We start from the raw sequence: 14,840 nt of genomic DNA, 5'->3' as shown, positions 1-14,840 counted from the left end.
GTAGTGCGTGGGCCGCCCGCTACGGGCGTTTTCTTATGGCTCTCTCGTTGTTGCCCCTCCCCCAGGCCGAACTGTTGTTCGACCCCGCTTTTCTGCCGGCTGCGGAGGCCGAGGCGCTGCTCACGCAGCTCACCACCGAAGCGGCCTGGGAGCAGCGGGCCATTCGCATTTTCGGGCAGAAAATTCCGCAGCCGCGCCTCACGGCCTGGTACGGCGACGCGGAGGCCCGCTACGCCTACTCGGGCCTGGCGTGGGAACCGCGCCCCTGGCTGCCAACCCTGCAAGCGCTGCGCCAACGCCTCGAAGCCGCCACCGGTGCCCGCTTCAATAGTGTGCTGCTGAATCTGTACCGCGACGGACGCGACAGCATGGGCTGGCACTCAGACGATGAGCCCGAGTTGGGCCCCGCCCCTGCCATTGCCTCGCTCAGCCTGGGGGCCACCCGCCGCTTCCGGCTGCGCCCCCGCGTCGGGCTGGCCCATACTCCCTTCGGCCTCGACCTGCCCAGCGGCAGCCTGCTCCTGATGCGCGGCCCCTCCCAGCAGCACTGGCAGCACGCCCTGCCCAAAACGGCGCGGCCCATTGGTCCGCGCCTCAACCTCACGTTTCGGTGGGTGGCGGGGGCCGCCGGCTAGTAGCGAATGCCGGGGTGGCCGTGCAGGTGCGGGCAGTAGCCGTCGCCCACCTCGTACTCTCCCACCCGGAAAACCGGGGCCGTGATGAGTTGAATAGTTTTTGCGCCGCCGGGCCGAGCGGCAGCCGGAGGCTCCGCTCCGGCGTGGGGCATATTGGGCAGGGCGGCGGGCGCAAGCTGGCGGGCAGTGGCGGAACGGGGCATAAGCAGGCGAATAACAGCGGTGAGAAGCGCTGATTAACTCAACCGTATTCAGCGACCTAAGGCTGCGGCGTCGGGCTATTTACAAGGAGCGTACCAGCTTGGCTATCAAGCACCACAGTAGCAGCATTTTATCGCTCAGCAAGCCCGCCAGGAACCGGAACACATAATAAGCAGGCTGGGGCTCGGCAAGGGCCGTAAGAGCCAAAATTTGAGGAGTGCCTGGGGCGGGCAGCATAGCAGCCTCTCTTTCACTGTTGAACCCGGTAGCACAGACCATTTCGTGCCATGCAGGCCAAAGTGCTCCGGCTTCAGCAGGGCGGCCCCATCTGCATCGCCCTGAGCCGCAAAGGAAAATAAGACGGGTACTCATTGGCCGCTCCTTGGCCGCTTATTGGTACCAGAGTTCAACTGCTTGTTCGTGCAACCCACTAGCCCAGCCAAAGAGGACGGTAACCATGTACCGGCTACCGCCCCCTTTTAACTACGACAAGGCCATTCTATGCCAGAAACATCATCTGCAGCCCAAACGCGACAATCAGGCCTTCGACCACAATCAGAAATTTCTCTTTGGAGATGCGGCTCAGCAGGAGCTTGCCGGTGTAGCTGCCGCCAACCATGGCCACGCCGGCGAAGGAACCCACCAGCAGGCCTTTGGTCGTGACGAGCGAATACTTGCTATACACAATGGTTTTGGTAAGGTGCAGCACCAGCGAGGCGAAGGCATCGCTGGCCACGTAAGCCACGGGCGGCAGGTTCAGGCCCAGGAAAAACAAGGCCCCGGTGGGCCCGGCACTGCCCGTCAGGCCCGACAGGAAGCCTGTCAGCGCGCCGCCCAGCACCATGCCGGGGTTGCCCAACTCTACCTTTTTTGCCACGTTCAGGTGACGAAAAATCACCACCAGCACCAGAAAACCACCCACCAGCTTGAATATCCAGTCAGCCTTCATGCCCGAATACAGGCTGCTCGACAGGATGGCCATGGGCAGGGAGCCCGCCAGAAAATACAGCACCGGCTTCCACTGCAGCTCGTGCCTGCCAAACCAAAAGCGCGACGCATTGCCGAAGATTTGCGCCACGGTCAGCACCGGCACGGCCTCCTTGATGCCCACGATGTTGGCCAGAATCGGCAGAAAAATTAGCGCCCCGCCAAATCCAACCGAGGCCGAAACCGTGGCCGCCAGGTAGGCAACCACGAAAAGAATGAGATACTCCATTAATAATACGCAACTAATTGATTTTAAAAACTTTTGCCTTAATCAAAGGCATTTATTACCCCAATGTTAAAATATGATTCTGTAAAGAATCTGCGCAGCCTCAGCTTGGCGTTCCAGCACTGCTAAAGGAAGTTGTTTCTGCCCGCGATTACCCGGGCATTGGCCACGGCCGGCCGCTTCCATCGGCGGGAAGCGGCACCGGGCAGCACCGCCCGGCAGCAGCGGCGCAGGGCCGGCTTATTGGGCAGCCAACCGGCCGTCGGCGGTGAAGAGAACGTCCTGCTTTTTGCCGGCCCGCGCTATTTCGGCTTCGTACAAGGTGCTGCCATCGGCCTTGACAATCGTGGCGGCTTCCCGCACCTGGCAGGTGTTGAAATCGCGCGCCAGCGAAGCCAGCACGGCGGCCGGCAGTTGGTTTGTGGCCATTTCCGTTTCCATTTCCTGCAATAAGCCGGCAGAAGTGATGAGAACGGACATCTCCTGCCCAGTCAGCCGGAAGCTGGCCTCGTACACCTCCTGGGTCAGAAAAGCGTCGCGGGCCTGGAAATCGTTGTGCGTTTCGTACTCGTAAGCCGACCGGACTTGCTGCCTCTCTTTTTTCCAGGTGATGGCTTTCACGGCGGGAAAACGGGTTTCGAACGTGGCACGAACGGCGGCCGGAACCTGTGTCGCGCTGATTTTTTGGGCCAGGCCCGCCGTGCTGCCAGCAAGCAATACGGCCAGGAAAAATAAGCAGACTCTCATGAATAGAAACACTAGGATAAGAACGGGTCACAATGAAAAAACCGAACCAAAAAAAGTGGACAATTCTGGCAAAAGCCTGTAGCTGACTTTATCCCGACAATCCCGTTGATTTCATCGACCAACTAGCGGTATTCTCGCCGAATCAGGACGGGCACACCGCCGCTACTCAGGGCCGTGCGCCAGCCGGAAACAGCGTTTTGGATGCAGCGCCGGAAGTAAAATGCATCAACCTGCGCTGTTTTCATTTTCTGCTCAACCCCTGTGTAATGCCCACAAAAAAGCCCCAACCAGAAACCGGTTGGGGCTTTTTGTCAGCAATGTTTTTTCTACTTAATGTCGAACAGCAGCCCGAAGTAGCCGATGCGGCCGTAGCTAGGCGCGCCGTACACCTGCAGGTTAGCCGTATCGAAGAGGTTGGTTACACCAGCCTGCAACGTGGTGTGCAGGGCCTTGAGGGTGTAGCCCAGCTGGGCATCCACGGTTTGGGCCGTAGGCACGGTGCCGGTGGCAAAGGTCGACTCGTAGAGGAAGCTGTCGACCCAGCGGTAGTTCACGTTGTAGCTCAGGGCGCGGTTCAGCAGCTGGCCGTCGAGGCCGAGGTTGAACTTGTTTTTTGGCGTGTTGAAAAACGACTGCGTACCGGACTTGAAGTCTTTCGTGATGAGGTCGTTGTAGCTGTAGTTGCCGTTCACGGTGAGGCCCGGCGCGAAGGCGTAGCTCAGCGTGATGCCCGCGCCCTGGCTCTGCACGCGCTGGTCCACGTTGGCCGCAATCTGAATGATGCGCACATTGCTACCGGGCACGTTGGTGGTTGCCAGCTCGGCCGGCGCGGGGCGGGTGCCATCGAGGCGGCCCACAAAGTTCTGGGTGGCGATGAAGTTGTTATACGTGTTGTAGAAGTAATCCACGTCGATGTAGAGCTTCTTGAACAGCTCGGCCCGGTAGCCTACTTCGTAGCTATTCACTTCTTCCAGGCGCAGCTTGTCGGCGTGGTACAGGTTGGCGGCATCAGCCGGCGAAGCGCCCTTGAGCACGTCCAGCGTGTAGCCGTCGAAGCCGCTGCGCACGTTGCCCAGCAGGAAGGCCCGGCCCACGTCAAGCCTGATGTACTGGTCGTTCTGCGTAGGCGCCCGGAAGGCGCGGCTGAAGCTGGCGCGGAAGTTCTGGAGCTTATCGGCCCCCGGCGAGTACACCACCGAAGCGCGGGGCGAAAACGCGGTACCGAAGTTCTGAAACTGGTCGACGCGGCCGGCAGCGGCCAGTTTCAGGTGGCTATCCATCAATGTTTTGGTGGCCTGGGCATAGGCGCCATACTCGTAGTTTTTGATGCGGTCGCCGCCCTTGGTATCCTCAAACAGGCTGCCATCCGAACCCAGCAGATACTGGCGGTAGGCCGCGCCCACGGTCAGGTCGGCAATGTTGTTGTTGAAGGTATACTGCCCGCTGCCCTCGTTGAGGATGGAGCGGATGAACAGCCGCGCCCCCTGGCCCGGCGTCGGGTCGTGGATAATCCTGTTGCGGGCCTCGTTGAATGCCGGCGTGCCGGGTTGCAGCAGCGGCGCGTACTTGTCGGCATCCTGCCGGGCCGTTTGGGCGGCCAGGTCGGCGTTCTGCCCATTGGTGGCATAGGCCGTGTTGTAGCGGGTGGCGTAGGTGCTGATGTAGCGGGCACCGTAGCTCACGGGGCGGCCGTTAGCATCGACCTGCAGGATGGGTGCGCCGCTGGCATCGTACCGGGCGTTGCCATTGGCATCCACCGCAATGGCCTGCTGCGCTTGCAAAAATGCCCCCAGGAAGCCCAGGTTATAGGAGCCATCCTGTTGCGCGTCGTTTTTGCCCGAGAAGTCATGCGTGGTGAAACCGCGCACAAACCAGTTGCGCCCTTCCAGCTGCACGCGGCCCTGATGGGCCCCGCCGTCCACGAACCGGTAGCGGCTGGCGCTTTGGTAAGAAGTAGTGGCGTTGGTGTACTTGTAGTCTACGGTAGCCTTAATGCTGTTGCTTAGCAGCACCGCCAGGCTGGGCGCTACTTTGTAGGAATGTGTCTTGTTATCGCCGGCCACTAGGTCGCTTTCGCTAAAGCCGGGCAGAAACACAGTCTTGTTGGCCAGCAGCGGCCCGGCGTAAATGGCACCGGGGGTGGTTGGGCTGCTGGAAAAAGTAGTGCCCACGTCGCCGTAGCGGCTCACCGCGTCGTAGCCCAGGTTGGAGCCGGCAGGGTTGTTGGCCGGCTCAATCAGCTTTGACGTTGCGTCCTGGTTCGTGGCCAGAAAATCGTTGGCTACTGTGGCCCCGCCCGAGATTTTGAAGGCCACCCGCTCGCCGATTTTAGTGGCGTAGCGCAGCTGGCCGTCCAGCAGGTCGCGGTTGCCGCCGCGCAGGCGCACCGTCAGGCCGGGGTCTTTGAAGGGGTCTTTCGAGTTGGTGAGCAATACGCCGTTGAAGGCATTGGCGCCGTAGAGGGCTGAGGCCGGACCGTGCACAATTTCCACGCTGGCCACATCAAGCACCGGCGCGCCCAGCAGGTTGCCGAAGTAGCTGCTCAGGCTGGGCACCTGCGTATCCATATAGTCCGAGAGCTGAATGACGCGCTCCGAGCGCGAGGAGTTGAAGCCCCGCGTGCTGAAGCTGGTGGTGAGCAAGCTGGAACTGCTCACATCAATGCCCTTGAAGCGGCCGAGGCCGGCCACCAAATCGGGAGTTGTAATCTGCTCCACCTGGCGCTGGTTGAGCTTTTCTACCGTCACCGGCACCTGGCCGATGCTTTCCTCCACGCGGGAGGCCGCCACCACCACTTGGTCGAGCACGGCGCTGGGCCGCAGCGTCACCACCAGCGCATTGTCGGGCTGGGCCAGGGTGAGCACCTGGGTTTCGTAGCCCACAAACGAGACAGACAGCACCTGCGGCCCCTTGGAAAAATCCGCTTTTATCTGAAACAGCCCTTCCTCGTTGGTGCTACCGCCGTTGTAGGTGCCTTTAAAAAAAATTGTGGCCCCGGGCAGGGGCATTCCGGCCTCCGTCTGCACGGTGCCGCTGATGGTTTGAGGTACTTGCGCCCAACTGTTCAACGAGAGCATCAGGCATAGGATAAGAAAGAAGTATCGTTGCTGCATTATTCGGGAATTTTTGAAAATAGTATGCAAACCTACTACTTTTTCCCGACACCACCTGTGACAGCCGCTTTTTTAATCAACCTAATATCTGATTTATTTCATTGAATAATAAGTCAATATCTGATATCAGGATGACCAGTCAACTGCGGGTCACCTTCTTCGCCCACCCGGTAGCTACCTACCTGCAATATCAGGTTGATGGGTGCCAGCGGCACAGCTACGGGTGGCCTGCGCCGCCACGCCGCCATGCTGGGTGACCGCCGGGCCTCAGCCACCAAGGGCAAGACCCGGGCTGCCCTCCGCAGCCGGGCCGTGCGACACCGCCACCGCATGTACCCCACCCGCTTGTACCGAAATCGAAAATGCGTCATAACCAAAGTTGCTTTAGTTCTAATTCGTCAAATGTCCGATAAGGGTTGCTTAGCTGACTGATTTTACGACCAATTATAATTTCCAGGCGATGAATGCAATTGGCAACTCGTCGGGTTTTTGCCTTTGGCTCACTAAGCGCACGGACCGTAGTAGCTTCGCCGCTGCTTACTGCCCACCCGTATTCAAGCACTACCCTCCTTTATGGCCACACCCGCCCCTGCTCACCCCACCACCGAACGCCTCACCGTAATGGGAGCCGGCCTGGTGGGCTCCTTGTTGTCGTTGTACCTGGCCCGCCGCGGGCACACGGTAGAAGTATTCGAGCGCCGGAGCGACCCGCGCCGGGCCGGCTTTCAGGAGGGCCGCTCCATCAACCTGGCCCTGTCGGACCGGGGCTGGAAGGCGCTGGGCGGTGTGGGCGTGGCCGACGACATACGCCAGGTCGGCATTCCGATGAGTGGCCGTGTGATGCACGACGTGCACGGCAACCTCACCCGCCAGCCGTATGGGCACGAGGGGCAGGCCATCTACTCCGTGAACCGCGGCCACCTCAACCGCCGCCTGCTCGACCTGGCCGAAGCGCAGACCGGCGTGACGCTCCATTTCGGCCAGCAGTGTACGGGCATCGACCTCAAGACCAAAGAATTGCACCTGCGCGACACCGCCACCCAGCAGGAGCACCACGAGCCCTACACCCGCCTGTTTGGCACCGATGGGGCTTTTTCGGCCGTGCGCAGCGCTTTGCAGCGCACCGACCGGTTCGACTATGCGCAGGACTTTCTTGACTACGGATATAAGGAACTGACCATTGCCGCCGGCCCGGGCGGCGCGTGGCAGTTGGAGAAAAACGCCCTGCACATCTGGCCGCGCGGGCAGTACCTGATGATTGCGCTGCCCAACCTCGACGGCTCCTTCAACGCCACGCTGTTTTTTCCTTTTGAAGGACCCGAGAGTTTCGCCGCCTTGCAAACTCCGGCCGACGTCACGGCCTTTTTCGACCGCGTGTTTCCCGATGCCGTGCCGCTCATGCCGGCCCTCACGGAGGAGTTTTTTGCGCATCCCACGGGCTCGCTCGTTACCGTGCGCTGCTTTCCGTGGAAGTACGGCGACGACGTGTTGCTGCTCGGCGATGCGGCGCACGCCATTGTGCCGTTTTACGGCCAGGGCATGAACGCCGGCTTCGAGGACTGCACGGTGCTCAATGCGCTGTTTGACCAGCACGGCGACTCGGCCTGGGATGTGATTTTTGCCGAGTTTCAGGCCCAGCGCAAGCCCAACAACGACGCCATGGCCAACCTGGCCCTCTACAACTTCGTGGAGATGCGCGACCGCGTGGCCGACCCTAATTTCCTGCTACAGAAGAAGGTTGAGGCAAAAATCTCGGCCCAGTTTCCCGGCCAGTGGGTGCCGCTGTATTCGCAGGTCACCTTCTCCGATACGCCCTATGCCGAGGCCTGGGCCGCCGGCCAGCGTCAGGATGCCATCATGGCTCGCCTCATGCCCCACATTCAGACGGAGGCCGACTACGACCAACCGGCAGTACAGGCCCTGGTGCAACAGGAAATGGCTGCCCGCCACTAGCTATATAGCGCCCATTATCTTTACTATTAACCAACTAGCGCAATGCCAGTTCGTTGCTATCGAGCGGCAGCAGTGTATCGGTTTGGTGTTGGCATAGCACGGCATAGGCGTCGCGCTGGCTGGGGGCCAGCACGCGCCGCACGGCTTGCCGGTACTGTTGCAAGGCTTCGGCGATGTCGGCGGCGGTCACGGCCAATGACAGGGCCTCGAACTTGGCGATGCTGTAGGCCTGCACGGCGTGCTGCTGGGCATTATTGAGCACTAATGCATCGGCCAGAAAACTGCTGATACGCCGAGCTTCGTACAGCTGTCCCGAAAAGCCCGGGGTGGGGGCTTCATTGCGGGCTTCGGACTGCGCCATCGTGAGCGGCTTGGGGTGGCCGGCGGCGCGGGCTCCCGCAATATTCATGCATCCCATCAGCATCAGTCCAAACGTACGCATCCAAATCATAACCAGAAAAGCTGAAGCGGCTACTCTCGTAGCAGCTTTATATATCGCGTTTTATGCGTCTCAAAACTAAACAGGACCTATTCCGGTAGCTTATGCTTCCGGGCGATTGCCGTGATTTGCCCCCTGAGTGGTTACTTTATATCGGCGAAGAATTTGATACCCGCTTTACTATCCAGATTTACGCTCTTTTCTCCCCTCCGCTTTTCCTATGATGACCTGCGCCATTATCGACGACGATGAAATTAACCGGCTCACGCTGGAGCACTACGTTGAGCTCACGCCCAACCTGAAACTAGTGGCTTCGCTGGCCGATGGCATTGCCGGGCTCACGTTTTTCCGCGAAGGCCACAAAGTCGATGTGCTGTTTCTGGATATTGAGATGCCGCACCTCAGCGGCCTGGAGCTGCTGCGCGTGCTGCCCGACCCGCCCGAAGTCATCATCACCACGGCCCGGCAGGATTTCGCCGTCGATGCGTTTGAGCTGCGCGTGACCGATTACTTGGTAAAGCCGTTTGACTTCGCCCGCTTCACGCAGGCGGTGCAGCGCGTGGCTTCGCGCCGGGCTCCGGCCACCGCAACGGTCGCCCCCGATGCCCCTGCCAGCGCCGACCTGTTTGTGAAGGTGAACAGCCGCATGGTGCGCATCAACTTCGACGACGTGCTGTACGTGGAAGCGCTGTCCGACTACGTCAACATCGTGACGCCCAAGCACAAGTACATTGTGTACACCACACTCAAGGCGCTGGAAAATCGGCTGGCGTCGTTTCCGAACTTCATGCGGGTGCATCGCAGCTATTTGCTCAACACCCAGCACATCGAATCCATTGAGGACAACACGGCCAACCTGAGCGGCGGCCACTTCGTGCCCATCGGCAAGTCGTACCAGGAAGCCTTTTTCAAGGGCTTGCAGCGCATTTAAGCTTCCTCGGGGGCGTCGGGCAATTCGGTGGTTTGCCCCTGTTTATAAACCGGCAACTCGTAGAACGGCCGCAGCAGGCGCACTACGTCGAGGGCATCGGCCAGGGCTTCGTGGGCCACTTCACGCTCCAGGCCCGCCCGGGCTTTGCAGGTGCTCATGCTGGGCAGGCGCGAATCTTTGCGCCAGTTGAGGTAGAAGGCGGCCGGGTCGAGCATGGCGGGCTCGGCGCGCACGAGGGCGCCCCAGCCGGGCAGCTCTTTCAGGAAACCGAGGTCGAATACAGCAATGTTCTTGCCGGCCATGGTCACGCTCACGCAGTCGGCCTTATCGGGCCGGAAGCCGTGGTGCAGCAGGAACGCGCGCAGCTGCGGCAGCAGCTCGGCGGGCGTGCACAGCTCGGGGTTAGGCTCTTTTTGGGCCAATTCTTCGAACAGGCGGGCATTGAGGGCAATGGCCCCGGCCGTGCCCGAGTATTCGGGGTGGCGCACCACCCGCCGAAACGCCGGCAGCTTGGCCAGCGGCCGCGGGTGGCGGGAGTCTTCCACCACGGCGGCCAATTCCAGGATTTGGTGGCGAGCCGGGTTTGAGCCGGAGGTTTCGAGGTCGAGGGAAACGTAGCGCATTGGGGGAGTGTACGAAAGCGTGGCCCTCTTGGGCAGCACGTTGCGTCCAACCTTACCCGCCAAACACCTTTTTCAGTAATTCGGTGGTGCGGGCCACGGGGTTCTGGCGAATATTGGCTTCTTCCTGCGCAATAAGCGTGAACAAGCCATCAATGGCCTTGCCGGTGGCATACTGGTTGAGGTCGGTTTGCACGGGCTGCACCAGCGGCAGCTTGTTGTAGGTGCTGCTCAGGCTGGTGTAGTAGCGCGTGGCCCCTACTTTATCGAGGCTTTGCTGGATGATGGGCTGAAACGCGGTGGTGAGCTGGCCGGTGGTGGTGCGCTTGAGGTATTGCGTGGCCGCGTCTTTCTGGCCGCTTAGAATATTCCACACGTCCGTAAAGGTGAGGCTTTTGATGGCGTTCAAAAAAATGGGTTTGGCGCTTTTGGCGGCATCCTCCGCCCCACGGTTCAGGCTCAACTCGAAGGCATCGACCTGGCTGCCCAGCCCGATGGCCCGCAGCCGGGTAGCTACCTTCTGCGCATCGGGCGGGAACGGGATGCGAATGAGCGAGTTCAAATTAAAGCCATCGGCCTGCGAAGCTTGGTCGGCCCCCTTGCTGATGCCCTGAATGAGGGCTTCCTTGAGGCCGTTGGCGGCGTCGGTGTTGCTCACGCCGCCGGGGGCGGCCGTGGTGCCGGCTTTGCCGATGTTCGGCAGCTTCACGTTGCCGATTTTGGGCAGCGTGAACTGAGCGGAGGCGGAAAGCGAAAGGCTCGACAGCGCTAACAACAAGAAAAAGGGCTTCGTCATAACAGAAATGGAATTGGTTATAGAATCGATAGCCGGCCGCGTAGAAATTGCGGCCGCCTCCGCGCCTGGCTGCAGGGCGCAGGGCGTTGGAAATCCCGAAAAAGCAGGGGATAACTCGCTACAAACCTAGCCGGGAGCGGAGGGCGCAGACGGGGTTATCGACCATGGGGCCGGCTCTCACGACCGAAGCGGGGCATTCATCGACCACTTTAGGCGGGGGCTTGGCGGCTCCTCCGTATCTTCGGCACCTTGGTAAATCATGCCGGCGCAACCTCCGACCAGCTCTTGTACCTGTTGCCTTCCCCAGATTATTGCCTGCTTTTTTCCGGAGTTTCTACTGGTTTCGGCGCTAAAATTACCGCAGCTTCATTCCCTTTCCCTGCCGGCACAGCATCCTACCAGCGCCGCTGCCGGTCCATGACTGACCTTTCTATTGCAATGAAAATACACTGTGGTATTGTGCCTGCTTTGGCGGGCATCTTGGGGCTTGCCGTGCCTGCGCTGGCTCAAAGCACGGCCGCCACGTCCGAGGCTTTGGTAGCCAATGCTGTAGCGGCGGCCAAACAGCAGTACAATGCGTCCTTTGGGCACCATCCGCAGCTATATAATGGTCCGGAATACGTGGACTATGCCCGGCGTTACAATGAACGCATAGGCCACCAGTTCTTCCTCTCGCCCGATAAGCAGCCCGGCAGCGTGTATTACAACGACCACTACTTCAGCAACCTGCAGTTGGCCTATGATGTGGTGCTCGACCAAGTGGTGCTACAGCAGCCCACTAACCCGCTCACGCTGCGACTGGCCAATGAGCAGGTGCGCTACTTTATCATCAACGACCACCGTTTTGTGCGGCTGGTGGCCGACAGCAGCGCCGGGGGCACCATCGCGACGGGCTACTACGAAATGCTGGTCGATGGCGAGGTGCAGGTGCTAGCCCGGCGGGCCAAGCGCCTGCGCGAGCAGCTCAATCAACGGCTTATCAATGCGGAATTTGTGGATGCCGACCGATTTTTTCTTCGGAAGGGCGGCACTTATTATGCGGTCACGGGCAAATCGGGCGTTGTGCGCCTGTTGGCCGACCACGGCAAAGAAGTGCAGCAGTTCATCCGGGAGAGAGATTTATCCTTTGGCAAAGAGCAGCTAGGCAGCTCTTTGGCGCAAGTGGCGGTCTACTACAACAGTCTGTCAAAACAGTAGCATGGCCGGCTCAGTGCCGGCCGGCTATCGCCATTTCCTTTTGCCTATCCTCCTTTCTATGAAGCAAGCTTATTCTATGTGGTGGTTGGTGCTGCTGTTGCTGCCGCTGGCCAGCTACGGGCAGCAGCAGCCCGAAAAACCGGTGAGCGGCAATTTTGTGCGGGTGCCATTTGAGCAGTTTGCCAGCCAGCTGGAAGCCCAGACCAACTACCGGTTCTACTTCGACCCTAGGGTTGTGGACAGCCTGTTGGTGACGGTGCAGGTGCAAAACCAACCCGTGCGGGCAGTGCTGTACCAAGCGCTGCAAAACACCGATTTCCGCTTCGGAGTTGATGCGCAGAACCGGGTGTTTATTTCCCGCGGCAAGCCCATCAACCCAGCACTGCCGCCCGATTTCTTCCAGCCCCAGGGTGCGGGGGTAGTTCCCGATTTTGAGGACGAGCCGGTGGCGAAGACCGCCGGGCGCTCGCACCTCGTGAGTGTAGCCGAGTACAAAGTGCACGAGATTGGCATAGCGGGCAGCGCGGGCGGGCAGGCTACGCTGGCAGGCCACATTCGCGACATCAAAACCGGCGAGCCAGTGGTGGGCGCTTCCATCTATTCGGAGTCGCCCAACATTGGGGCCAGCACCGACCAGTTTGGGTTTTACTCGCTAACGCTGCCTGTGGGGCGCTACAACCTGAAAGTGCGCGGCGTGGGCATCAAAAACACCCGGCGGCAGGTGCAGTTGCGCGGCAGCGGCAAGCTGGAAGTAGAGGTGGAGGAAGACATCGTGACACTGAAGGAAGTAGTGGTGGAGGCCGAAAAAGACAAGAACGTGTCGGGCCTGCAAATGGGCGTCGAGAAGCTGGATATCAAGACCATGCGCCAGGTACCCACGGCCTTCGGCGAAACCGACATTCTGCGCGTGGTGATGACGCTGCCGGGCGTGAAATCGGTGGGCGAGGGCAGCACGGGCCTCAACGTGCGCGGCGGCGCCACGGACCAGAACCTGATTCTGTTCAACGACGCGCCCATCTACAACCCGTCGCACTTGTTCGGCTTCTTCTCCGCCTTCAACCCCGACATTTTGCAGGGCGTGGAGCTGTACAAAAGCGCCATTCCGGCTAAGTACGGCGGCCGGCTGTCGTCGGTGCTCGAAATCACCACCCGCGAGGGCAACAAGAAGAAGTTTTCGGGCTCGGGCGGCATTGGGCCGCTCACCAGCCGCGTCACGCTGGAAGGCCCCATCGTGAAAGATAAAAGCGCCTTCATCATCAGCGGCCGGGCCAGCTATTCGGACTGGATATTGAAGCAGCTGCCGAGCAAGCAGTTCTCACAGAGCGCAGCGGCGTTTTCCGATATCACGGCCCACCTCAGCCACGAGTTCAATGAGAAAAACTCTCTCTACTTCACCGGCTATTACAGCACCGACCGGTTCCGGCTGGCCAACGACACCACTTACCACTACGTCAACCAGACGGCTACCCTGAAGTGGCGCCACAATTTTACCAACCAGTTCTACGGCGTACTCACGGGCACCTACAGTCACTACGCTTACGACGTCACCAGCACCAACGACATTTTCACGGCCTCGCAGCTGAAGTACGCCATCAACCAGCGCAATGTGCGGGCCGACTTCAGCTACTTCCCCAATTCCCGGCACACCATCGACTTCGGCGTGAGCTCGCAGCTCTACGACGTGGACCCGGGCAGCCTGCTGCCCCAGGGTGACTCTTCGCTGGTTAAACCCAACGTGCTGGCCAAAGAAAAGGGCCTGGAAAGCGCCTTGTATATCTCTGACCGGTTTGATATTACGCCGCGCTTTTCGGTTTCCGTCGGGTTGCGCTACTCGCTGTTTCAGGCCTTGGGGCCGCGCGATGTGCTCCAGTACGAGCCGGGCGTGGCGCGCTCCGAATCCGCGATTATTGACACGGTGCGCTATGCCAACAATAAGGTGCTAGCCCAATACCACGGCCCGGAATACCGACTGTCGGCGCGGTACTCACTCAGCGATAACTCGTCGGTGAAGGCCAGCTACACTCGTACCCGCCAGTACATTCACCAGCTCACTAACACGGCCTCGGTGTCGCCGACGGATATCTGGAAGCTGACCGACGCCAATATCCGGCCCCAGATTGGCGACCAGGTGTCGGTGGGCTACTACCGAAATTTTAAGGCCAATACCATTGAGGCCTCGGTGGAGACGTACTACAAGTCGATGCGTGACTTTGTGGACTACAAGAGCGGCGCCACGCTGGTGCTCAATCCCCACATCGAAACCGACATCATCAACGCCCAGGGCAAGGCCTATGGTGTGGAAGTGTTTGTAAAGAAGCTCACTGGCAAGCTCAATGGCTGGGTGAGCTACACGTACTCGCGCTCGCTGGTGCAGGTGAACACTGCCGTGACAGCCGACATGATAAACGGCGGCAATTATTACCCCAGCAACTACGACAAGCCCCACGACTTCTCGCTCATCGGCAACTACCGCCTGAGCCGCCGCTTCAGCACGTCGCTGAATTTCAACTACAGCACGGGCCGGCCCATCACGCTGCCGCTGGCCAAGTACTACGTCAACAATGCGTTGCGAGTGTTCTACTCCGACCGCAACGCCTACCGCGTGCCCGATTACTACCGCGTGGACCTGGCCCTGAACATTGAGGGTAGCCACAAGGTCAAGAAGCTGGCCCACAGCTCCTGGACGGTGGGCGTGTACAACCTCACGGGCCGTCGCAACCCGTATTCCATCTATTTCCGGTCGTCGAACGGGCAAATCAAGGGCTACCAGCTCTCCATTTTTGGCTCGCCCATTCCGACCGTCACCTACAACTTCAAATTCTAGATGCGCGCCTCTTCCCTCTTCGCCCCGCTGGCCCTGCTCTGGGGCCTGCTGCTGGCCGGCTGCACCGACCCCTACCTGCCCGAAGCCGTGCAAAACCCGCCCAGCTACCTGGTGGTGGACGGATACATCAACAGCAAGGGCGTGACCACCATCAAGCTCTCGCGCACCTAA

The 14,840-nt window shown here is 60.1% G+C and carries 13 protein-coding genes; 6 read left to right on the top strand and 7 right to left on the bottom strand.

Annotated elements, in window-relative coordinates:
* Positions 1 to 35 precede the first annotated feature (35 nt).
* The gene (locus ACYU7Q_RS20200) at positions 36 to 635 is read left to right on the top strand and encodes an alpha-ketoglutarate-dependent dioxygenase AlkB family protein (protein WP_460611265.1); all 600 of its coding nucleotides are present in this window, start codon (positions 36 to 38) and stop codon (positions 633 to 635) included.
* Here ACYU7Q_RS20200 and ACYU7Q_RS20195 read toward each other — a convergent pair.
* The 4 genes from ACYU7Q_RS20195 to ACYU7Q_RS20180 all read right to left on the bottom strand — a co-directional run bounded on the left by ACYU7Q_RS20195 (position 632) and on the right by ACYU7Q_RS20180 (position 5,873).
* Positions 632 to 838 (bottom strand): hypothetical protein, encoded by a 207-nt coding sequence (locus ACYU7Q_RS20195; RefSeq protein WP_460611264.1) that lies wholly within the window; start codon positions 836 to 838, stop codon positions 632 to 634. The genes ACYU7Q_RS20200 and ACYU7Q_RS20195 overlap by 4 nt on opposite strands.
* A gap of 497 nt (positions 839 to 1,335) precedes the next feature.
* Entirely contained in the window at positions 1,336 to 2,052 is a 717-nt protein-coding gene (locus tag ACYU7Q_RS20190; RefSeq protein WP_460611263.1) for a sulfite exporter TauE/SafE family protein, read from the bottom strand.
* A 237-nt stretch (positions 2,053 to 2,289) separates the two neighbouring features.
* Positions 2,290 to 2,796, bottom strand: a complete 507-nt coding sequence (locus ACYU7Q_RS20185) for a hypothetical protein (RefSeq protein ID WP_460611262.1) — start codon at positions 2,794 to 2,796, stop codon at positions 2,290 to 2,292.
* Positions 2,797 to 3,122: 326 nt separating this feature from the next.
* Positions 3,123 to 5,873 (bottom strand): TonB-dependent receptor, encoded by a 2,751-nt coding sequence (locus ACYU7Q_RS20180; RefSeq protein WP_460611261.1) that lies wholly within the window; start codon positions 5,871 to 5,873, stop codon positions 3,123 to 3,125.
* A 609-nt stretch (positions 5,874 to 6,482) separates the two neighbouring features.
* Here ACYU7Q_RS20180 and ACYU7Q_RS20175 point away from each other — a divergent pair.
* Entirely contained in the window at positions 6,483 to 7,862 is a 1,380-nt protein-coding gene (locus ACYU7Q_RS20175; protein ID WP_460611260.1) for an FAD-dependent oxidoreductase, read from the top strand.
* Between the two features lie 34 nt (positions 7,863 to 7,896).
* Here the strand turns inward: ACYU7Q_RS20175 and ACYU7Q_RS20170 are convergent, their stop codons facing one another.
* Positions 7,897 to 8,271, bottom strand: a complete 375-nt coding sequence (locus ACYU7Q_RS20170; protein WP_460611259.1) for a hypothetical protein — start codon at positions 8,269 to 8,271, stop codon at positions 7,897 to 7,899.
* Positions 8,272 to 8,521: 250 nt separating this feature from the next.
* On the opposite strand from ACYU7Q_RS20170, the gene ACYU7Q_RS20165 reads away from it, so the two are divergent.
* Positions 8,522 to 9,232, top strand: a complete 711-nt coding sequence (locus tag ACYU7Q_RS20165) for a LytR/AlgR family response regulator transcription factor (RefSeq protein WP_460611258.1) — start codon at positions 8,522 to 8,524, stop codon at positions 9,230 to 9,232.
* On the opposite strand, the gene ACYU7Q_RS20160 is transcribed toward ACYU7Q_RS20165, so the two are convergent.
* On the bottom strand, positions 9,229 to 9,855 hold the full coding sequence (locus ACYU7Q_RS20160) for a 3'-5' exonuclease (protein WP_460611257.1): 627 nt from the start codon (positions 9,853 to 9,855) through the stop codon (positions 9,229 to 9,231). The two genes, ACYU7Q_RS20165 and ACYU7Q_RS20160, sit on opposite strands and share 4 nt — an antisense overlap.
* Before the next feature lie 52 nt (positions 9,856 to 9,907).
* Positions 9,908 to 10,648, bottom strand: a complete 741-nt coding sequence (locus tag ACYU7Q_RS20155; protein ID WP_460611256.1) for a DUF4197 domain-containing protein — start codon at positions 10,646 to 10,648, stop codon at positions 9,908 to 9,910.
* Positions 10,649 to 11,086: 438 nt separating this feature from the next.
* Here ACYU7Q_RS20155 and ACYU7Q_RS20150 point away from each other — a divergent pair, with 438 nt between their 5' ends.
* From ACYU7Q_RS20150 to ACYU7Q_RS20140, 3 genes are read left to right on the top strand one after another with little or no spacing between them, the layout of a single operon-like run.
* Complete coding sequence (locus ACYU7Q_RS20150) at positions 11,087 to 11,845, top strand: hypothetical protein (protein WP_460611255.1); 759 nt, start codon at positions 11,087 to 11,089, stop codon at positions 11,843 to 11,845.
* 58 nt (positions 11,846 to 11,903) lie between these two features.
* The gene (locus ACYU7Q_RS20145) at positions 11,904 to 14,669 is read left to right on the top strand and encodes a TonB-dependent receptor (protein ID WP_460611254.1); all 2,766 of its coding nucleotides are present in this window, start codon (positions 11,904 to 11,906) and stop codon (positions 14,667 to 14,669) included.
* Entirely contained in the window at positions 14,670 to 14,840 is a 171-nt protein-coding gene (locus tag ACYU7Q_RS20140; protein ID WP_460611253.1) for a hypothetical protein, read from the top strand.

It is taken from the genome of Hymenobacter terrigena, from assembly GCF_054776515.1.
Note: the sequence above shows the minus strand (reverse complement) of the source record. Positions and strands in the feature narration are given on the sequence as shown.